We start from the raw sequence: 19,631 nt of genomic DNA, 5'->3' as shown, positions 1-19,631 counted from the left end.
GCGCGCCTCAGCGTTCGACGATGGCGGTGACCTTGGCCCGGCGGATCAGCCAGGCGACGCCGCGCAGGTCGGCGATGCCGACCAGGGCGCGGTTGAGGTTGTTGTACTTGGATACGCCGGTGCTGCGGGCACGGTGGTTGACCGGCACGCTCACGGTCTTCCAGCCGGCGCGCTGGAACAGCGCCGGCAGGTAGCGGTGCATGTGATTGAAGTACGGCAGTTCGAGGAAGGCGGCGCGCTCGAACAGCTTGATCCCGCAGCCGGTGTCGGGGGTGTCGTCGCGCAGCATGCGGCTGCGGATCGCGTTGGCCCACTTGGAGGCCCAACGCTTGCTGCCGGAGTCCTGGCGGTTGACCCGCCAGCCGGCGAACAGCTTCACCTCGGGCGCCGATTCGGCGCGCTTGGCCAGCAGCTTGGGGATGTCGGCCGGATCGTTCTGGCCGTCGCCGTCGAGGGTCGCGATCCAGGCGCCGCGCGCGGCCTTGACGCCGTTGCGCACCGCGGTGCTCTGCCCGCTCTGGGTGACGTGATGCAGCACGCGCAGCTCGGGCACGCCGGCCTTCAGCGCTTCCAGCGCGGCCAGGGTGCCGTCGCGCGAATGATCGTCGACGTAGACGATCTCGAAATCGCCGCCGTCCGACGGCGCGCGGCCGCGCAGCGCGGTGGTGATTTCCTGGATCAGCGGGGCGACGTTGTCCTGTTCGTTGAACACCGGTACGACGACGGACAGTTGTGGGCTTTGCGTCATTGCTTGGAACTCGCGATGGATTCGATGCGATTGCGCCCTGGGGCTGGCAGGTCGGGGCGGACGCGCTGCGGGCGAGTGCAGGCGCGACCGCCGATACGCGACGGCGCCTCAGGCCGCCCTACGCCGCCGGGCGCCCGGTGTTCCGGGCCGACGCCCCGAGAGACAGGAACTGCAGGGCAGGTGGGGGTGGTCGGCTCCGGCCGCAAGCGCGAGGGAGCCAGGATAGTGTGTCATCGCCGCGGCGAAGCGGAGCTTCACATGGTCCGGCGCGGGCGCCGGTCCGGCAGGCTCAGGCCCGCTCGCCGAAGTAGTCGCGGCACCAACCGACCACCCGCGGCAGGCCGAGCTCGATCGAGGTGCTCGGCTCGAAGCCGAACGCGGCATGGGCGCGGCGGGTATCGGCCATGGTTTCGACCATGTCGCCCGGCTGCATCGGCTTGTAGACCTTTTCGGCGCTGCGGCCGGCGGCCTGCTCGATCACCGCGATGAAGCGTTCGAGCTCGACCGGGGTGTGGTTGCCCAGGTTGAACACGCGGTGCGGCGGGTCTTGCTCGGACGGGTGGGCGAGCGCGCCGAGCACGCCGGCGACGATGTCGTCGATGTAGGTGAAGTCGCGGCGCATCCTGCCGTGGTTGAACACCTCGATCGGGCGCCCGGCCAGGACCGCGCGCGAGAACAGCAACGGCGCCATGTCGGGCCGGCCCCAGGGGCCGTAGACGGTGAAGAAGCGCAGGCCGGTCGAGCGCAGACCGTAGAGGTGGGCATAGGTATGCGCCATCAGCTCGTTGGCGGCCTTGGTCGCGGCGTACAGCGAGCGCGGCCGGTCGATACGCTGGTCTTCCGAAAACGGCGGCGTGGCCGAATCGCCGTATACCGACGAGGAACTGGCATAGACCAAGTGCTGCACTTCGCGGTGCCGGCACAGCTCGAGCAGGTTGACGAAGCCGGCCAGGTTGCTGTCGACGTAGGCGTGCGGATGGGTCAGCGAATAGCGCACGCCGGCCTGGGCGGCGAGGTGGATCACCCGCTCGGGCCGCACCTCGTCGAACAGCGCGGCCAAACCGTCGCGATCGCCGAGATCGAGGGCGCGGATGTCGACGTCCGGGCACAGCGCGGCGACGCGGTCGCGCTTGAGCCGGGGGTCGTAGTAGTCGTTGTAGTTGTCGAGGCCGACCACCGCCTGGCCTTGCGCGCGCAGGGCGCGGCAGACGTTGGCGCCGATGAAGCCGGCTGCGCCGGTGACGAGGAGGGTCATGGGAACTGCAACGCGGTGGAGAAGAGGTAGCTTGCCGGACTATCGATGAACCGATGTCGGAGGAAGGTCGTAACGCCCGCGGCGGAGGACGCCGAGGGCGCTGCGACGGCGCCGCTTACTGGACCGCGACCTGGCGCGACAGGCCGAAGGCTTCGTCGAGCTGTTGCTGGCTGCTCGCGTCGATCCAGACGTACACCTTGACCTTGCTCTTGGGCTTGGCGCCCGGCAGGTTGATCACGGTTTCGCGCGAATACGGACGGGCGTTGTTGATCGTCGGCTTCTTGTACCAGGTGACCGCCTGGGTACCGACCGTGCCCTTCTCGGCGCGCGCCTTCTTGTTCGGCTTGAAGCTGCGCTGGCCCAGGTACACGCCCAGGCCCGAGCCGGAGCCGAGGCTCGACGGCAGCTCGAGGTAGCAGATGGTGTAGTTGGCGCCTTGGCGTTCGCCCCATTTCAGGCTGGGGTCGCTGAGTTCGGGGCAGTTGCCCGACTGGGCGAAGGCCAGGGCCGGTGCCAGCAGCAAGGTGGCGGCGGCAATCCATTTCATACGAATCTCCTTTCGGTGGTGTCGGATCGGTGGTCGGACGAAGGGCGATCGAACGACGGCGATGCGTCCGGCCAGGATGGACGGAGCATTTTAGTGGATCGATCCGGCCCTGCCGCCGTAAAGCGTCACAGGACGGCCCCGGCTCGTCCCCGCAGGCTATGCCGGACGAATCGAGTCCGTGCTCGACTCCCGCCCCCGGCGGCCTCCGGCGAGGACCGGCAGGCCGGCGGTGAGGGGTCGAGGATAGCGGCGGCGGATGACCGCCGCGTGCCTGCCGGCGCCGCGTGGGCGGGTCGCGGCGATCGCGATGCGCCTGTGGGTGCCCGCTCGGCCGGCCTCAGGCCTCGACCTTGCCGCGCAGCCGCTCCAGCACGCCCTCGAGCGAATCCAGGTCGGTGTAATGAATGACCAGGCGGCCCTTGCCGCCGCGGCCGTGCAGCACGTTGACCTTGGTGCTCAGCGATTCGGACAGTTCGCGTTCGAGGGTGACGATGTCGGCCTGCGGCTTGGCCTTGGCCGGCTTGGGCTTGCCCGACACCGGCACCTTGCCGGCGGCGAGCTGCTGCACCCGGTGTTCGACGTCGCGCACCGACCACTGGTTCTCGGCGGCCTGGCGGGCCAGCGCGATCGCCGCCTGCGGGGCCAGCGTGAGCAGGGCGCGCGCATGGCCCATCTCGAGGGCGCGGGTCTCGACCAGGATGCGGATCTCGCTCGGCAGTTCGAGCAGGCGCAGCAGGTTGGACACCGCCGCGCGCGAACGGCCGACCGCTTCGGCGGCCTGGGCGTGGGTGAGGTCGAATTCGTCGATCAGCCGTTGCAGCGCAGTGGCTTCTTCGAGCGGGTTGAGGTCTTCGCGCTGGATGTTCTCGATCAGCGCCATCGCGACCACGGTGCGGTCGTCGACTTCGCGGATCACCACCGGGATCACCTCGAGCCCGGCCAGGCGCGAGGCGCGCCAGCGGCGTTCGCCGGCGATGATCTCGTAGGTCTTGCCGCCCCTCTCGCCGATCTCGCGCACCACGATGGGCTGGATCACGCCCTGGGCCTTGATCGATTCGGCCAGCTCGGCGAGTTTGTCCTCGTCCCAGTGCTTGCGCGGCTGGTACTTGCCCGGGCTCAGCGAATCGACCGGCAGGTTGCGCAACAGGTCGCCGGGCTGGGCCTCGACCAGGGCCGGCGCTTCGGCGGCGGCCTTGGGGCCGAGCAAGGCTTCGAGGCCGCGGCCCAGGCCGCGCTTCTTGGCAGGGTGACTCATGCCGGGGTCTCCGCAGTGACGGCCTGCGCGGCGGCCTTGGCGGCCTGGTCGCGTTCGCGCTGGCGGCGCAGCACTTCGCCGGCCAGGCCCATGTAGGCGATGCCGCCGCGGCTGGCCTTGTCGTAGCCGACGATGCTCTGGCCGTGGCTCGGCGCCTCGGCCAGGCGCACGTTGCGCGGCACGATGGTCCGGAACACGCGGTCGCCGAAGTGGTTGGTGAGTTCGGCCGAAACCGCGTTGGCCAGGTTGTTGCGCACGTCGAACATGGTGCGCAACACGCCTTCGATTTCGAGTGAAGGATTGAGGTTGGCCTTGAGCGCCTCGATCGTGTCGACCAGCGCGCTGAGGCCTTCGAGCGCGTAGTACTCGCATTGCATCGGCACGATGATCGAGTCGGCCGCGGTCAACGCGTTCAGGGTCAGCAGCGACAGCGCCGGAGGGCAGTCGATGATGATGAAGTCGTAGCTGCCGCGCAGCGGCGCCAGTGCGCGCTTGAGCCGCTGCTCGCGCGCGTCCTGGCCCATCAGGGTGATCTCGGCCGCGGTCAGATCGATGTTGCCGGGCAGCAGGTCGAAGTCCTCGGGTGCCCGCACGATGGTCGCCGCGGCGTCGGCTTCGCCGAGCAGGACATCGCAGATCGAGTCCTCGAGCTGGCGCTTGTCGACGCCGCTGCCCATGGTCGCGTTGCCCTGCGGGTCCAGGTCGACGAGCAGGACGCGCTTGGGCGTGCGCGCGAGCGCGGCGGCCAGATTGACCGCGGTGGTGGTCTTGCCGACCCCGCCTTTCTGGTTGGCGACGGCGATGATGCGGGCCATGCGGCTCGTCCCCTGCTGTAACGATGAGATGACATGAAGGAGGACGGCGCCTGGCGCCGGCCGGACTGGGGATTATGCCCCAGTCTTAAGCCGGGACTCGGGACTCGGGGTTCGGGACTCGCCGGTCGGGACGGGGGACTCGGGACTCGCGGATCGGGACTGGGACTTGCCGGCCCCTGCCGATCTCCCGCGGTTAAGCCGATCCGCCAGGTCGCGCTGCCTTTGCTTGAACCGGGTTCCGAGCCCCGAACCTCGGGGTGTCGACGGCGCTCTGCCGTTAAGGCGCCTTCGCCAGGTCGCACTGCCCCTGCTTCACCCGAGTCCCCAGTCCCGAGTCCCCGCTGGCGAGTCCCGAGTCCCGGCCGACGAACCTGGGGAGTGTGGACGGCGCGCCCTGCGGTTAAGGCGACTCGCCAGGTCGCGCTGCCTTTGCTTGATCCGAGTCCCCAGTCCCGAGTCCCGAGTCCCGGCTGCCGAGTCCCGGCTCGCGTCGAGCGACCACCACCATATGCCGCTCGGCGGCCAGGCCGGGCACCCGCATCGGTTCGACCGAGCGCACGCTCCAGCCGGACGGCAGGGCGGCGATCTCCTCGTCCGGGCGCACGCCTTTCATCGCCAGCAGCACGCCGTCGGGCTTGAGCAGGTGACCGCCGAGTTCGAGGATCAGCGGCAGAGTCGCCAGGGCGCGCGCGGTGATCGCGTCGTAGGCGCCGGGCTCGGCGAAGGCCTCGATCCGCGACTCGGCCACGCGCGCGTCCTTCAGGCCCAGCTGGCGCAAGGCCTCGCGCATGAAGCGGGCCTTCTTGCCGTTGCTCTCGACCAGGGTCACGCGCAGGCCCGGCTTGACGATGGCCAGCGGGATGCCGGGCAGGCCGGCGCCGGTGCCCAGGTCGGCCAGGGCGCCGCCGCGGCCGGCGAGCGCGTCGACGTAGGGATGCATGGCCAGCGAATCGAGCAGGTGCTTGGCGACCATCTCGTGCGGGTCGCGCACCGCGGTCAGGTTGTAGGTGCGGTTCCAGCGCGCGAGCAGGGCCATGTAGTCCAGCAGCGGCGCCGACAGGGCCGGATCGAGGGCGAGCGCCGACAGGCCGGCTTCGAGCTCGCTGCGCAGCCCGGGCGGTAAGGAGACGGGGGTATTCATCGGCGACAGTATCGCCGATGGGCCGGGCCGGGCGCAGCCAAGGGGCGGCGGCGAAGCTCCCCGAAGCCGCGCCTGCGAAGGGCAGGCCTGCAAAGGGTAGGAGCGGCGCAAGCCGCGACCGCGAAACCGCGGCGGCGAAACCCCGAGGTCCGCATCCGTATCTGGGCGCAGCGCGCGAAAACCCGCGCCGCTTACTCCGCCAGCGGCCGCCACGCCAGCGCGCCCAGGTACCCGGGGGCCGGCTCGATCTCGCGCAGATGCCATTGCTCGGCCCGGCCCAGGGCCGGATCGCATTCGACCAATTGCAACCGGTCGTCGCGTTCCTCGAAACGCAGCTTGTCCAGGCCGAACGACAGGCCGTGGCCGTGCGCCTTGAGCACCGCCTCCTTCGCGCACCACAGGCGCAGGAAGGCGCGGTCGCGGTCGGGGTGCGCCCGCAGCCAGTCGGACTCGCGATCGGTGAAGAAGCGCGCCGACACTTCCAGCGCGCGCGGTCGCCGTTGCAGCCGCTCCAGGTCGACGCCGACCTGCGCCCGATGGGCCAGCGCGACCAACAGGCGCTCGCCGCTGTGGCTCCAATTGCAGTCGTAGCGCTGGTGCGGCGGGTCCAGGTGCGGGCGTTGGCGGCCGTCGCGGGTCAGCGACAGGCGGGGGTCGCCGAGCTGCCTCGCCAGCCATTCGCGCGCCTCCGGCTCGGCCGGCTGTCCGTGCCGATGGGCCAGCCAGGTCCAGCGCAGCTCATGGCCGTCGGAGCGCTCGGTATACGTATCGAGGGGCGAAGACGAATGGCCGGACAGGGACATGAACAGGTGGGCTTTGGCCTGCGGCAGGCCGCTCAGCGTAAGCTAAACCCCGGGGTACGGGTTCATGGCGGCGGCACGGCGCGGGGGCGCGGTGCGGTCGCGCTGCCACGCGGCGACGGTCCGGAACGGACCCTCAGCTGGCGATCAGGCGGGCCCGGGCAAGTTGCGCTATTGGAAACGGCCGTGCGGCCGCGGGAAATCATTGATGTCAGCGGTTATCGATCCGAGCCTCGTTGCGTTCAGCCAGGATCCTGCGTCGCCCGGCGGCGAGTCGTTCGCGCTCGTCGCGGGCGCGCCCGGGCGTGCCCTGGCCTTCGGTGCCGGCGGCGCGATCGACCGTGCCGGTTTCGAGGCCGAGGTGCGCGCGCTCGCCGCGACCCTGCCGGCGGCCCAGTACGCGGTCAACTTGTGCGAAAACCGCTACCGCTTCCTGGTCGCGCTGTGCGCGGTGGCCTTGCGCGGGCAAGCCAATCTGCTGCCGCCGTCGCGCGCGCCGGCGGTGGTCGACGACGTGCTCGCGCGTTATTCCGACAGCTACTGCATCGGCGATCTCGCCCTGGATCCGCTGCCGCCGCGTTATCTGCGCCTGCCGGCCGAACTGCCGCGCGAGGCCGGCGACGCGCTGTCGGCGCAGGCCGCGGCCTTGCTCGCGATCGGCTTCACTTCCGGCAGCACCGGCCAGCCCAAGCCCAACGCCAAGACCTGGCAAGCCTTCCGCACCAGCACCGCGCAGAACCTGATCGCGCTCGGCGACCTGTTGCGCGCCGACGAGGTCACCTACCTGGTCGCGACGGTGCCGCCGCAGCACATGTACGGCATGGAGATGTCGGTGCTGCTGCCTTTGCTCGGCCCGATCGCGGTGCACGCCGATCGGCCGTTTTTCCCGGGCGATGTCGCGCGCGCGCTCGGCGACGCGCCGACTCCGCCGTTGCTGGTGACCACGCCGGTGCATCTGCGCGCGCTGGTCGAGTCCGGCGTCGAACTGCCGCCGCTGGCGGGCATCGTCTCGGCGACCGCGCCGCTGCCGGCCGAACTCGCGGTCGCGGCCGAAACCCGCTACGGCTGCGAGGTGCGCGAAGTGTTCGGCTCGACCGAGACCTGCGTGTTCGCCCGCCGCCGCACCGCGCACGAAGCGGCGTGGACGCCGTTGCCGGGCGTGCGCATATGCCCGCAACCCGACGGCACCGCGATCCATGCGCCGCACCTGCCCGAGCCGGTGGTGCTCGCCGATCTGATGGAAGTCGAAGCCGACGGGCGCTTCGTATTGCGCGGCCGCAGCGCCGACCTGCTGGAGATCGCCGGCAAGCGCGCCTCGCTCGGCGATCTCACCCGCAAGTTGCTCGCGGTCGAGGGCGTGGTCGACGGAGTGATGCTGCAACTCGAGACGGCCGACGCCTTCGGTGTGCGCCGCATCGCCGCGCTGGCGGTCGCGCCGACGCTCGACGAAGCCGCGATCCTGCAGGCGCTGCGGCAAAGCATCGATCCGGTGTTCCTGCCGCGTCCGCTGCGCCGCGTCGACGCCTTGCCGCGCAACGAAACCGGCAAACTGCCGCGCCACGCGGTCGAGGCGATGCTGCGCGAGAGCGAGTAAGCGCGGCGCAAGTCGCCACGGCACGAGTACGAAACCGAAGTCCTTCATGCCGGCTTCGCATCGATGACGCCGAACCGGTGCCGGCCATCGGCGGATCGCGACGTTCATCGGGAGAAACGAAACGCAGGCGCAACGCCCGCGTGAATCCGAGCCAGGCGCAGTGTGCTTTATGCCTGCCAGCGCAGCATTTTCTTCACATTCCTAAGCGCGGTTTCTGACACGACCGTCACGTGGGCCGATTCATGCTTGCCCTGCCCCCGAACGAGGCACAGTGATCGCATTACGGTCATGTCGCCTTGGGCTCATCAGAATCGCTAGGAGAACGCACATGCTCGGTATCATCATTTGGCTGATTGTAGGCGGCGTCATCGGTTGGATCGCCAGCATGATCATGAGGACCGATGGTCAGCAGGGCATCTTCCTCAACATCATCGTCGGCATCGTCGGCGCGTTCCTCGGCGGTTGGCTGGGCGGCGTGCTCGGGATCGGCGGCGGCACCATCAACAGCGGCGCGTTCAGCCTGTCCGGTTTGCTGCTGTCGCTGGTCGGCGCGATCGTCCTGCTCGCGATCGTCAACCTGTTCCGCCGCGGACGCGTGCGCTAAGCGCTGCCGTTTACCGCAACAGAAAAAGCCCGGCTTCGGCCGGGCTTTTTTTGTTGCGGGACTCGGGACTCGGGACTGGGGACTCGGTAACAGCGTTGAAGCGATGCTTGCATCAAGCCACAAGCTTTTTATGCTCTTTCCCGAGTCCCGAGTCCCGAGTCCCGAGTCCCGAGTCCCGAGTCCCGAGTCCCGAGTCCCGAGTCCCGAGTCCCGAGTCCCGAGTCCCGAGTCCCGAGTCCCGAGTCCCTCAAACCACCTCCACCCAGGCCGGGGCGTGGTCGCTCGGGCGGTCCCAGGTGCGCGGTTCGCGGTCGATGCCGGCGGCGACGCAGCGGGCGCGCAGCGATTCGGAGACCAGGGTCAGGTCGATGCGCAGGCCGAGGTTGCGGCGGAAACCGGCCTGGCGGTAATCCCACCACGAGAACTGGCCTTCTTCCTGGCTGTGCAGGCGATAGGCGTCGTGCAGGCCAAGCGCCTGCAGGCGCTGCAGGGCTTCGCGCTCGGCGGTCGAGGTCAGGATGTGGTGTTCGTTCCACACCGCCGGGTCGTGGGTGTCGCGCGCTTCCGGCGCGATGTTGAAATCGCCGAGCACGATCAGGTCGGGATAGCGGGCGAGCTCGCTCTGCACCCAGGCGTGCACGGCGTCGAGCCAGCGCAGCTTGTAGGCGTATTTGTCGGTGCCGACGTCCTGGCCGTTGACCACGTACAGATTGACGATGCGCAGCCCGCCGACGGTCGCGGCGATGACACGCTTTTGCTCGTCGTCGAAACCGGGGATGCCGACTTGCACGTCGCTCGCGCTTTCGCGCGAGAGGATGGCGACCCCGTTGTAGGTCTTCTGCCCGGCGAACACGCTGCGGTAGCCGGCGCCGGCCAGTGCGGTGTCCGGGAAGCGCGCGTCCTCGAGCTTGGTTTCCTGCAGCGCGACGATGTCGGGAGCGAACGTGCCGAGCCACTGTTCCAGATGCGGCAGGCGCACGTTAAGCGAATTGACGTTCCAGCTGACGATTTTCATGGCGGCAAGTGTAGCCGCTCGGTGCCGGTCCGGGCGTTGCCGGCACCGCCGTTGCCGTCGCGCCGCGGTCGAGGCGGGCGCGGCGAGGGCCGCCGGAAACAAGCGCTGCGTTTACTTCGCCAGCCAGCGGATCATCGCATCGATCTTGCCGCGGTACGGCGGCTTGAGCAGGTCGCTCGCGGCGAGGCGGCGCTGGTGGAACACCGGCAGCAATTTGCTGAAGGCGTCGAAGCCGTTGCGGCCGTGGATCGCGCCGATGCCGCTCGGGCCGATGCCGCCGAACGGCAGGTCGTGGGCGCCGAAATGCAGCAGGGTGTCGTTGACGGTGACGCCGCCGGCCAGGGTCTGGGCGAGGATGCGCTCGATCTGGGCGCGGTCGTGGCCGAACGGGTACAGCGCCAGCGGCCGGTCGAGCGCGTTGATGCGGGCGATGGCCTCGTCGAGGCTGCGGTAGGACAGCACCGGCAGGATCGGCCCGAAGATCTCGTGCTGCATGACCTCGGCGTCGGCGCCGGGGTCGATCACCAGCGCCGGCGGGAAAATCCGCTCGGCCACGCGCTGCTCGCGCGGCACGCTGCCGGCGAAGGGTTCGACCACTTCCAGGCCGCGCGCGCGGGCGTCGTCGAGATAGCCCGACAAGCGCGCGTACTGGCTGGCGTTGATGATGCGGGTGTAGTCCTGCGGCGCGACCAGGTCGCCGTAGCGTTCCTTCAATTGCTCGAGCAGGGCGGCGACCAGTTCGTCGCGGCGCGCCGCGTCGACCAGGACGTAGTCGACGCCGATGCAGGTCTGGCCGGCGTTGAACCACTTGCCGCTGGCGATGCGCGCGGCGGCGCGCTCGATCGGGTAGTCGGCGCAGATCAACGCGGGCGCCTTGCCGCCGAGTTCCAGGGTCACCGGGGTCAGATTCGGCGCGGCCGCGGCCATGACCTTGCGCCCGACCGCGGTCGAGCCGGTGAACAGCAAGTGGTCGAACGGCAGCGCCGAGAACGCCGCGCCGATCTCCGGGCCGCCGAGCGCGACCGCGACGCGGTCGTCGGGAAAGACCTCGGCCAGCAACTCGCGCAGGAACTGGGCGGTGCGCGGGGTATGTTCGGAGGGTTTCAGATAGACGTGATTGCCGGCGGCGATCGCCGAGACCAGCGGCACCAGGGCCAGGTTCACCGGGTAGTTCCACGGCGAGAGGATGCCGACCACGCCGACCGGTTCGGGGCGGATCTCGGCGCGCGCCGGCCAGAAGCGCCAGCCGACCGCGGCCCGGCGCGGGCGCATCCAGCGGCGCAGGTGGCCCAGGGCGTGGTCGATCTCGGCCAGGGTGATCATCGCTTCCGAGAGCAGATTCTCGTGGCTGGAGCGGTGGCCGAAATCGGCGCGGATCGCCGCATCCATCGCCGCGCCGCGGGCGCGGAAGGCGTCGCGCAGACGCAGCAGGTCGGCGCGGCGTTGCGCGTAGTCGGGCTTGCGCGCCTGCCAGGCGGCGCGCAGGCGCTCGCGGGTGGGGGCGAGTTCGGTCGGGGCAGTCGTGGCGATCGTATCCATACGCCGCAGTCTAGTCGGGTTCGGGCGCCCGGCGCGCGGGCGCCAGGGGACAACCGAGGGGGGAGGATCGGCCGTTGCGTTCAAGACAGCGCCTCGCTCGCCGTCACCGTACCGTCCGTGGCGGTTGCGCGCCCGCGGCGTCTTGGGTCGGCGCGAGCGCCTACAATGCCCGCATGAGCCTACGTCCCTATCTCGACAAGTTTCCCACCCTCGGCGCGCGCGTCTACGTCGACCCGGCCGCGACCGTGATCGGCGAGGTCGAGCTCGGCGACGACGTCTCGATCTGGCCCAACTGCGTGGTCCGCGGCGACGTCAATTCGATCTCGATCGGCGCGCGCACCAACGTCCAGGACGGCACCATCGTCCACGTCACCCACGAAGGTCCGTTCACCCGGCCCGGCGGCCTGCCGACGGTCATCGCCAACGACGTCACCATCGGCCACGGCGCCATCGTCCATGCCTGCACGGTCGACGAGTTCGCCCTGATCGGCATGGGCGCCAAGCTGCTCGACGGCGCACGCGTGTCGCGCTATGGCTTCGTCGCCGCCGGCGCGGTGCTGTCGCCGGGCAAGATCGTCGGCGAGGGCGAGCTGTGGGTCGGCAACCCGGCCCGCCTCGCGCGCCGCCTCAGCGACCGCGAGATCGAACAGCTGCAATACAGCGCACAGCACTATGTGCGGCTCAAGGATCGCTACCTGGACATGCTGTCGGGCTAGTCGCGGCCGGGCTAGTCAGGGCCGATGGCCGCGTTTACAGTCGCGGCAGGGGAAAGCAGGACTCAGGGAGTCAGGGGTTACATGGAAGAAACGCAGAATCCGTACGCCGCGCCGAACATGCCGGCGCTGCCGAATGCCGAGTGGCAACAAACCGTCCGCGCCGACCGCGGCATGCGCCTGGTCGCCCGCCTGATCGACGGCGGGCTGTCCTTGGCGTGTTTCCTGCCGATGTTCATCGCCGTCGCGATCGATCCGGAAAGCAAGGAACCCTCGGCGATCCAGATGGCCATGATGGGCCTGAGCGTCCTGCTCTTGCTCGGCCTGTTCGTCTACAACCTCGTCCTGCTCAACCAGAGCGGCCAGACCCTCGGCAAGCGATGGATCGGCATCAAGATCGTGCGCACCGACGGCACCCCGGCCTCGCTCGGCCGGATCCTCGGCCTGCGCATGTTCCTGATCGCCCTGATCGAGGCGGTTCCCTGTCTCGGCGGTGTGTTCGCGCTGGTCAACGTGCTGTGGATCTTCGGCGAGGACAGCCTGTGCCTGCATGACCTGATGGCGGATACGAAGGTCATTAACGCCTGATGCTCGACACCTACCGCCAGGTGGTGACGCCGGAGGGCGTGGCCCTGCACCTGCGCGCGGCCGGACCGGTACCGCGGGCGCTGGCCTGGATCATCGACCTGGCCTTGCGCGCGGTCATCTACGTGGCCCTGTTCCGCGCTCTGGTCGGCCTGTTCGGCGAGGCCGGCAACGCCATCCTGGGCCTGGCGGTATTCGTGATGACCTGGTTCTACCAGGTGCTGTTCGAGGTGCTCATGCAAGGGCGTACGCCCGGCAAGTGGGCGCTGGGCCTGCGCGTGGTCGCCGCCGACGGCGCCCCGGTCGGCTGGATGGCCTCGTTCACCCGCAACTTGCTGCGCGTCGTCGATGCGCTGCCGGTCTGCTACGCGGTCGGCCTGGTCACCAGCCTGATCGATCCCTGGGGCCGCCGCCTCGGCGACATGGTCGCCGGCACCCTGGTCGTGCACGCCGCGCGCCAGACCGACATCCGCGCCGCCGCGATCAGCCCGCCGCTGGCGCCGTCGACGGTGCTGCTGCCGCACGAACAGGCGGCCGTGGTCGCGTTCGCCGAACGCGGCCCGGGCCTGACCGCGGCGCGCCAGGCCGAACTGGCCGACCTGACCGAGACCCTGACCCAGGCCCGCGGCGAAACCGCGGTGACCCGCCTGTACGGCATCGCCAACTGGCTGCTGGGGCGGCGATGAGGCAGGAGCATTTCGTCGCCCGCCACGAGGCCGAGTGGCGCGAACTCGAGCGTTGGCTGGAGATGCGCGCTGCGAGCGCCCGCAACGCGCGCAGCCACCGCCGCGACTGGACCGGCCTGCGCGACGACAAGATTCCCGAGCGCCACCGCCGCCTGTGCCAGCAACTGGCGCTGGCGCGCCGGCGCGGCTACAGCGCGGTCGTCACCGATCGCCTGCAGCAGTTGATGCAGCGCGGCCACAGCGTGCTGTACCGGACCAAGCCGGTGCACTGGCGGCGTGCGGCCGAGTACTTGCTGGCCGGTTTCCCGCGCCTGGTCCGCGCCGAGTGGCGCTGCATGCTGGCCGCGGCGCTGCTGTTCTGGCTGCCGTTGATCAGCATCTTCGTCGCCATCCAGATGCGCCCGGAACTCGCCGCGGGCCTGTTCGACGCCCAGTCGCTGGTCCGCTTCGAGCAGATGTACGACCCGGCCAAGCCCGACAGCGCACTGGGCCGCACCAGCGAAGACGACCTGCAGATGTTCGCCCACTACATCGGCAACAACGTCGGCATCGGTTTCCAGACTTTCGCCAGCGGCCTGGTCGCCGGGCTCGGCACGGTGTTCGTGCTGATCTTCAACGGCGTGATGATCGGCGGCGTCGCCGGGCATCTGCAGGCGGTCGGCCACGGCGAGCCGTTCTGGCGTTTCGTCGCCGGCCACTCCGCGCCCGAGCTCACCGCCATCGTCATCTCCGGCGGCGCCGGCCTGCGCCTGGGCCTGAGCCTGATCGCGCCCGGACAGCGCCGGCGTATCGATTCGCTGATCCACGGCGGCCGCCGCGGCGCGCTGATCTGCATCGGCGTGTTCGCGATGCTGGTGTTCGCCGCCTTCGTCGAAGCGTTCTGGTCGTCGATCGGCAGCGTGCCGGCGGGGATCAAGTACGCCGTCGGCCTGGTGCTTTGGGTGCTGGTCGGCCTGTGGCTGCTGCGCGGCGGCCGCAACGCCGTGCACCGCGACGACGAAGACGCGGCATGAAGCTCGAAGCGCTGACCGTCTCGCTGCGTCCGCGCACCGCCTGGGAAGCCTGCGAGCTCGGCATGGCCCTGGTGCGCAGCCACGCCGGCGCGATCTGGAAGCCCTGGCTGCTGGTGACCCTGCCGATCCTGCTGCTGCTCAATGTCGCCGGCTGGGCGCTGGACCTGCTGTGGCTGTCGGGCCTGCTGATGTGGTGGCTCAAGCCCTGGTTCGACCGCATCCCGCTGTTCGTGATCTCGCGCGCGGTGTTCGGCGAGACCCCGGGCACCCGCCAGACCGTGCGCGCGCAGCTGCGCTGGGGTGCGCGCTGGTGGCTGCCCTACCTGACCTGGCGCCGGCTCAGCCCGGCGCGGTCGTTGTACCTGCCGGTGGACCTGCTCGAAGGCGGCGACGGCGGCGAAGCGCGGCAGCGCCGTTCCGCGCTCGGCGCGCCGGTCTACGGCGTGTGCGCTTTGCTGACCCTGGTGTGCGTGAACTTCGAAATGGCGCTGGTCATCGGCAGCGTGCTCGGCGGGTTGATGTTCGTGCCCTTCGATTACCTGCCCGACACCTTCAAGTCGTTGATCGAAGCGATCGGCGTGGAGCCGCAGTGGCTCAGCGCCTTGTTCAACCTGCTGGCCTGGGGCGCGGTCAGCGTGATCGAACCGTTTTACGTCGGCGCCGGCTTCGGCCTGTACCTCAACCGGCGTACCCAGATCGAGGGCTGGGACATCGAGATCGTGTTCCGCCGCCTGCGCGCGCGCCTCGCCGCCGCGGCCGCGCCGATGCTGCTGGTGCTGTGCGCGATGATCGGTTTCTCGCCCGACGCGGCCGCGCAGACGCCGCCCGCGGTCGAGACCGGCGCCGCCGTGGACATCGACGCGGGCGCCGACGCGAGCGGGCAGGCCGCTGCCGACGATGGCGGCGGCGACATCGAGGAAGCCGTAGAGGACGCGGCGAGCGAAGCGCCGATCCGCGAATACGACGACAACGCCAAGAAGACGCGCAGGCTGCCGTCGACGCTCGGCGAGGTCTTTCGCGACGGCCGCAGCGACGATCGCGGCCTGCGCGATGCGGTCGCCCGGGCGATGAAGGACCCGACCGTCGACCCCAAGCGCAAGCAGAGCGTCTGGAAAGCCAAGTCCGAGAGCAAGGACAAGACCAAGGACGAACGCGAGGACGCGATCAACCAGGGCCTGTTCAAGGGGCTCAGCAGCGGCGTGGCGGGGGTTCTGCAGGTCGCGATGTGGAGCGTGGTGGCCCTGATCGTCGTCGCCCTGCTGCTGACCGCTTCGCGTTGGATCGGCTGGTTCCGCGACGGCGGCGTCGACGAGGACGAGGCGCCCGGCGACGTGCGCAACGCACCGCTGCCCGAACACGCGCCGCTGCCCGACGATATCCCGACCGCCATCCGCCGCCTGTGGCAGGCCGGCCGCCGGCGCGATGCGCTGGCCCTGATGTACCGCGCCGCGGTCGAATCGATGGCGCAACGCGCCGACATCGTGCTGGTGCCGGGCGCGACCGAAGCCCAGTGCCTGCGCGCCTCGCGCAAGCTGGCCTCGGCCGAAGACCGCGAGGCGTTCGCGCGTGCGGTGCGCACCTGGCAATACGCGGCGTACGCCGAAACTCTGCCGAGCGGCGACGACTTCGACGATCTGGTGGGCCAGCTGAGCCGGCGCTTCGGGTGGGCGGCATGAACCGCACCGGCCTGATCCTCGCCGGTGTCGGCGCGGCCGCGCTGATCGTGGTGGTGCTGACCGTCGGCGCGCTGTGGCGTCGCGACCACCACAAGGTCGAGGAAACCGTCGCCGCCGCGCGCAGCGGCGAGGCCGCGAGCAATCCGCTGTACGTGCTCAAGCTCGCCCTGCTGCGCGACAAGGTCAAGGTCGAGGCGCGCCAGCGCCTGCAACTGGCGACCCACCCGCTGCAGGCGCGCGACACGGTGCTGATCTACCGCGACCCGCGCACCCTGGCCGGCAGCGAAGCCGAGGCCTTGCTGGGTTGGGTCGAGCGCGGCGGTCACCTGATCGTGCGCACGCCGCCGCTCGAGGACCAGGTCGGCGACTCGCCGGTGCCGGTGCTCGATGCGCTCGGCATCACCCTGCTCGATGCCAGCGACGCCGCCGACCCGGAATACCTGCGCAACGAATGCGTCGGCCTGTACGAGCGCGGCCTGGAACCGAAACCCGTGTTCTGCTCGGCGCGCCGCTTCTATTTCTACAACAGCGACGCCGACCCGGTTTACGCCTGGGGCGACGAGGACAGCGCCTACGTGTATGCGCGCTTTCCGCGCGGCCAGGGCCATGTCGACGTGCTCGCCGACCTCGACTTCCTGTCCAACCGCACCGGCAGCGGCAACCCCCTGCTCGACCGCATCGCCCTGGGCGACGACGAGATCGCCGCGCCGGCGAACGCCGCGTTCGCGCGCCAGGTGCTGGCGCCGAACTACCGCGCCGGCACCGTGCACCTGATCTACGCCGCCGAAGTGCCCAGGCTGTGGAAGACCCTGCTGCGCGAGAGCTGGATGGCCTGGCTGCCGCTGCTGCTGTGCCTGCTCGGCTGGCTGTGGCAGCGCACCCAGCGCTTCGGCCCGCTGCGACCGGCGCCGGCGCTGGAGCGGCGCTCGCTGCTCGAACACATCGTCGCCAGCGGCGAGCACGTGTATCGCTACGGCTACGGCCCGCGCCTGTACGAGTCGGCGCGGCGCGCCTTCATCGCCCGCCTGCGCCGCCGCGACCCCTATGCCGCCGCGCTCGACGGCGAGCCGCAGATCGCGCTGTTGATCGAGCGCTTCAAGGCCGATCCGGCGCCGATCGCCGCCAACGACATCCGCGACGCCCTCACTCCGCCGCCGGTACGCGACCACGCCGCGTTCCGCGCCCGCATCGCCACTTTGATCCGCATGAGAAACCGCTTATGAGCCTCGACGCCGCTCCGCTCGTCCCGATCACCGGCACCGCGCTGGCCGAACGCGCCGCCGCCGTGCGCGACGAAGTCGGCAAGGCCTTCATCGGCCAGGCCGACGTGCTCGACCAGATCCTGATCGCCCTGCTCGCCGGCGGCCACGCACTGCTCGAAGGCGTGCCCGGGCTCGGCAAGACCCTGGTCGTGCGCGCGCTGTCCAAGGCCCTGGACTGTGGATACGCCCGCGTCCAGTTCACCCCCGACCTGATGCCCAGCGACATCAGCGGCCATGCGGTCTACGACCCCAAGACCGAGAGCTTCAACATCCGTCGCGGCCCGGTGTTCACCAACCTGCTGCTCGCCGACGAAATCAACCGCGCTCCGGCCAAGACCCAGTCGGCGCTGCTGGAGGCGATGCAGGAGCTGCAGGTGACCATCGAAGGCCACAGCTTCGAGCTGCCGCCGCCGTTCCTGACCCTGGCCACTCAGAACCCGGTCGAGCAGGAAGGCACCTATCCGTTGCCGGAGGCGCAGCTCGATCGTTTCCTGCTGAAGATACTGATCGGCTACCCGACCCGCGCCGACGAGAAGCGCATGGTGACCGCGGTCAGCCTGGGCCGCAGCGCGTCGGACTTCGACCTGTCTCAGGTGCGGCGCGTGCTCGGCCCGGAAGAGATCGTGGCGATGCAGCAGGGCACCGCGTTGGTGCGGGTCGACGAGACGGTGATCGACTACGTCGTGCGCATCGTCGGCACGACCCGCGACTGGGCCGGCATCGCGCTGGGCGCCGGCCCGCGCGGCAGCCTCGCCCTGGTCCGCGCGGCGCGCGCGCAGGCGGTGCTGTCGGGACGCGACTTCGTCACGCCCGACGACGTGCGCGAAATCGCCAAGCCGGCTTTGCGCCATCGCATCGCGCTCGCGCCCGAGCTGCAGATCGAAGGCCAGTCGCCCGACGACGTGTTGCAGGCGCTGTTGGCCAAGGTCGAAGCGCCCCGGCAATGAGCCGTGCCGCGCCACCGCCGTTGCCCGCCGGCGTCGCCGGCGCCGGCCTGAGCGTGCCGCGCGACCGGGCCCTGCCGCGTCGCGGCTGGGCCCGGCCGGCGCCGCGCTGGATCTGGCTGGCCTTGCCGTGGTCGGCGCTCGGCCTGGCGGCGAGCGCGGGCTGGCTGCAGGTCGCGGCCTGGCAGGTGGCGACCCTGGTCATCGCGCTGATCGCGATCGCCGATCTGCTGCGGCTGTTGTACGCACCGACGCCGCGGGCGGCGCGCCACATGCACGACACCTGGGCGATCGGCGTCGAACGCCCGGTCACGCTCGAGTTCGAAGCCGAGCGCCGGCAGCGCCTGGATGCCTTCGACCTGCACCCCGGCGGCTGGAGCATGCGCAACCTGCCGCGCCGGCTCGACCTGCGCCGCGGCGAGAGCGCCAGCTTCGAGTACGAACTGCGCCCGGGCACCCGAGGCGATTTCCAGTTCGACGGCGTGCAACTGCGCCTGCACTCGCCGTGGGGGCTGTGGTGGCAGTCGCGCATCGGCGGCGAGATCCAGCGCGTGCGCGTCTTCCCCAATTTCGCGCCGTTGGCCAAGTTCGCCATGTTCAGCGCCGAACAGGCCTCGCGCCTGGTCGGCGCGCACGTCAAAAGGCGCCGCGGCGAAGGCACCGACTTCCACCAGATGCGCGAATACCGCGTCGGCGACAGCCTGCGCCAGATCGACTGGAAGGCCACCGCGCGGGCGCGCCGGCTGATCTCGCGCGAGTATCAGGACGAACGTAATCAACAACTGGTGCTGATGCTCGACACCGGCCGCCGCCTGATGGCGCGCGACGGCGAGCATTCGCATTTCGACCACGTGCTCGATGCGGCCCTGGTCGTGGCTTACCTGGCCTTGCGCCAGGGCGACGGCGTCGGCCTGCTCGCGAGCGGCGGCGAAAGCCGCTGGGTGCCGCCGCAGCGCGGCGTCGGCGCGATCGACAACCTGCTGCGCGCCAGTTACGCCCTGCAGCCGCAGCCGGTCGCGACCGACTTCCTCGCCGCCGCGACCGAACTGTCGCTGCGCCAGCGTCGCCGCTCGCTGGTGATGCTGGTGACCAACCTGCGCGACGAGGACATGGACGACCTGCTCGCCGCCGTGCGCATGCTGCGCGGCCGCCACCTCGTCTGCGTCGCCAGCCTGCGCGAAGGCTCGCTCGATCAGGCGCTGGCCGAAGAAGTCGCCGACCTGTCCGGCGCGATCCGCGCCGGCGCCACCGCGCAATACCTGGAACACCGCGTCGCCGCCCACGAAGCATTGCGCAACCATGGCGTGATGGTGCTCGACGTCAGCTGCGACCAACTGGCGGCGTCCTTGGTCGAGAAGTACCTGGCGGTGAAGCGCGACGGTTTGCTGTAGGCGCGGGTGCTGAGTTCAGCCGGGTCAGGGCGACAGCAACAGCAACAG

The 19,631-nt window shown here is 70.2% G+C and carries 18 protein-coding genes and 1 pseudogene; 10 read left to right on the top strand and 9 right to left on the bottom strand.

Features of this window, described 5'->3' with window-relative positions; genetic code table 11:
* Positions 1–7: 7 nt before the first annotated feature.
* The 7 genes and pseudogenes from AC6CH2_RS08615 to AC6CH2_RS08585 all read right to left on the bottom strand — a co-directional run bounded on the left by AC6CH2_RS08615 (position 8) and on the right by AC6CH2_RS08585 (position 6,564).
* Positions 8–748, bottom strand: a complete 741-nt coding sequence (locus AC6CH2_RS08615) for a glycosyltransferase family 2 protein (protein ID WP_435395353.1) — start codon at positions 746–748, stop codon at positions 8–10.
* Between the two features lie 289 nt (positions 749–1,037).
* Positions 1,038–2,003 (bottom strand): NAD-dependent epimerase/dehydratase family protein, encoded by a 966-nt coding sequence (locus AC6CH2_RS08610; protein ID WP_498268876.1) that lies wholly within the window; start codon positions 2,001–2,003, stop codon positions 1,038–1,040.
* Between the two features lie 115 nt (positions 2,004–2,118).
* On the bottom strand, positions 2,119–2,550 hold the full coding sequence (locus AC6CH2_RS08605) for a hypothetical protein (protein WP_498268875.1): 432 nt from the start codon (positions 2,548–2,550) through the stop codon (positions 2,119–2,121).
* A gap of 337 nt (positions 2,551–2,887) precedes the next feature.
* Positions 2,888–3,805: a ParB/RepB/Spo0J family partition protein gene (locus tag AC6CH2_RS08600; protein WP_498268874.1), complete on the bottom strand. Its 918-nt coding sequence runs from the start codon at positions 3,803–3,805 to the stop codon at positions 2,888–2,890.
* On the bottom strand, positions 3,802–4,620 hold the full coding sequence (locus AC6CH2_RS08595) for a ParA family protein (protein ID WP_498268873.1): 819 nt from the start codon (positions 4,618–4,620) through the stop codon (positions 3,802–3,804). The genes AC6CH2_RS08600 and AC6CH2_RS08595 overlap by 4 nt, the downstream gene beginning before the upstream one ends.
* Positions 4,621–5,110: 490 nt before the next feature.
* A pseudogene (gene rsmG / locus AC6CH2_RS08590) lies at positions 5,111–5,761 on the bottom strand (16S rRNA (guanine(527)-N(7))-methyltransferase RsmG); the annotation flags it as partial.
* A gap of 191 nt (positions 5,762–5,952) precedes the next feature.
* The gene (locus AC6CH2_RS08585) at positions 5,953–6,564 is read right to left on the bottom strand and encodes a 4'-phosphopantetheinyl transferase family protein (protein ID WP_498268872.1); all 612 of its coding nucleotides are present in this window, start codon (positions 6,562–6,564) and stop codon (positions 5,953–5,955) included.
* Between the two features lie 205 nt (positions 6,565–6,769).
* Here AC6CH2_RS08585 and AC6CH2_RS08580 point away from each other — a divergent pair, with 205 nt between their 5' ends.
* Positions 6,770–8,155, top strand: a complete 1,386-nt coding sequence (locus tag AC6CH2_RS08580) for an AMP-binding protein (protein ID WP_498268871.1) — start codon at positions 6,770–6,772, stop codon at positions 8,153–8,155.
* 328 nt (positions 8,156–8,483) lie between these two features.
* A complete protein-coding gene (locus AC6CH2_RS08575) occupies positions 8,484–8,759 on the top strand; it encodes a GlsB/YeaQ/YmgE family stress response membrane protein (protein ID WP_435395346.1) in 276 nt (91 codons plus the stop codon).
* A 247-nt stretch (positions 8,760–9,006) separates the two neighbouring features.
* Here AC6CH2_RS08575 and xth read toward each other — a convergent pair whose 3' ends face one another.
* Together xth and AC6CH2_RS08565 are read right to left on the bottom strand one after the other, a co-directional pair.
* On the bottom strand, positions 9,007–9,774 hold the full coding sequence (xth, locus tag AC6CH2_RS08570; RefSeq protein WP_435395345.1) for an exodeoxyribonuclease III: 768 nt from the start codon (positions 9,772–9,774) through the stop codon (positions 9,007–9,009).
* A gap of 111 nt (positions 9,775–9,885) precedes the next feature.
* Positions 9,886–11,313 (bottom strand): coniferyl aldehyde dehydrogenase, encoded by a 1,428-nt coding sequence (locus AC6CH2_RS08565; RefSeq protein WP_498268870.1) that lies wholly within the window; start codon positions 11,311–11,313, stop codon positions 9,886–9,888.
* 173 nt (positions 11,314–11,486) lie between these two features.
* Between AC6CH2_RS08565 and AC6CH2_RS08560 the strand changes: the two genes are divergently transcribed.
* From AC6CH2_RS08560 to AC6CH2_RS08525, 8 genes are all read left to right on the top strand, one after another.
* Positions 11,487–12,029 carry a gamma carbonic anhydrase family protein gene (locus AC6CH2_RS08560; protein WP_498268869.1) on the top strand — a complete coding sequence of 181 codons (543 nt, stop codon included), beginning with the start codon at positions 11,487–11,489 and terminating at the stop codon, positions 12,027–12,029.
* 81 nt (positions 12,030–12,110) lie between these two features.
* Positions 12,111–12,614 (top strand): RDD family protein, encoded by a 504-nt coding sequence (locus AC6CH2_RS08555; protein ID WP_498268868.1) that lies wholly within the window; start codon positions 12,111–12,113, stop codon positions 12,612–12,614.
* A complete protein-coding gene (locus AC6CH2_RS08550) occupies positions 12,614–13,297 on the top strand; it encodes an RDD family protein (RefSeq protein WP_498268867.1) in 684 nt (227 codons plus the stop codon). Before AC6CH2_RS08555 ends, AC6CH2_RS08550 begins: the two co-directional genes overlap by 1 nt.
* Positions 13,294–14,310: a stage II sporulation protein M gene (locus AC6CH2_RS08545; protein ID WP_498268866.1), complete on the top strand. Its 1,017-nt coding sequence runs from the start codon at positions 13,294–13,296 to the stop codon at positions 14,308–14,310. Before AC6CH2_RS08550 ends, AC6CH2_RS08545 begins: the two co-directional genes overlap by 4 nt.
* Entirely contained in the window at positions 14,307–15,986 is a 1,680-nt protein-coding gene (locus AC6CH2_RS08540; protein WP_498268865.1) for a DUF4129 domain-containing protein, read from the top strand. The genes AC6CH2_RS08545 and AC6CH2_RS08540 overlap by 4 nt, the downstream gene beginning before the upstream one ends.
* A complete protein-coding gene (locus AC6CH2_RS08535) occupies positions 15,983–17,209 on the top strand; it encodes a DUF4350 domain-containing protein (RefSeq protein WP_498268864.1) in 1,227 nt (408 codons plus the stop codon). The genes AC6CH2_RS08540 and AC6CH2_RS08535 overlap by 4 nt, the downstream gene beginning before the upstream one ends.
* On the top strand, positions 17,206–18,195 hold the full coding sequence (locus tag AC6CH2_RS08530) for an AAA family ATPase (RefSeq protein WP_036147966.1): 990 nt from the start codon (positions 17,206–17,208) through the stop codon (positions 18,193–18,195). Before AC6CH2_RS08535 ends, AC6CH2_RS08530 begins: the two co-directional genes overlap by 4 nt.
* Entirely contained in the window at positions 18,192–19,583 is a 1,392-nt protein-coding gene (locus AC6CH2_RS08525) for a DUF58 domain-containing protein (RefSeq protein ID WP_498268863.1), read from the top strand. The genes AC6CH2_RS08530 and AC6CH2_RS08525 overlap by 4 nt, the downstream gene beginning before the upstream one ends.
* Positions 19,584–19,631: the final 48 nt, after the last annotated feature.

The organism is Lysobacter sp. GQ73 (assembly GCF_059758755.1).
The sequence above is the reverse complement of the archived record's forward strand: the minus strand, read 5'-3'. Positions and strand labels throughout refer to the sequence as shown.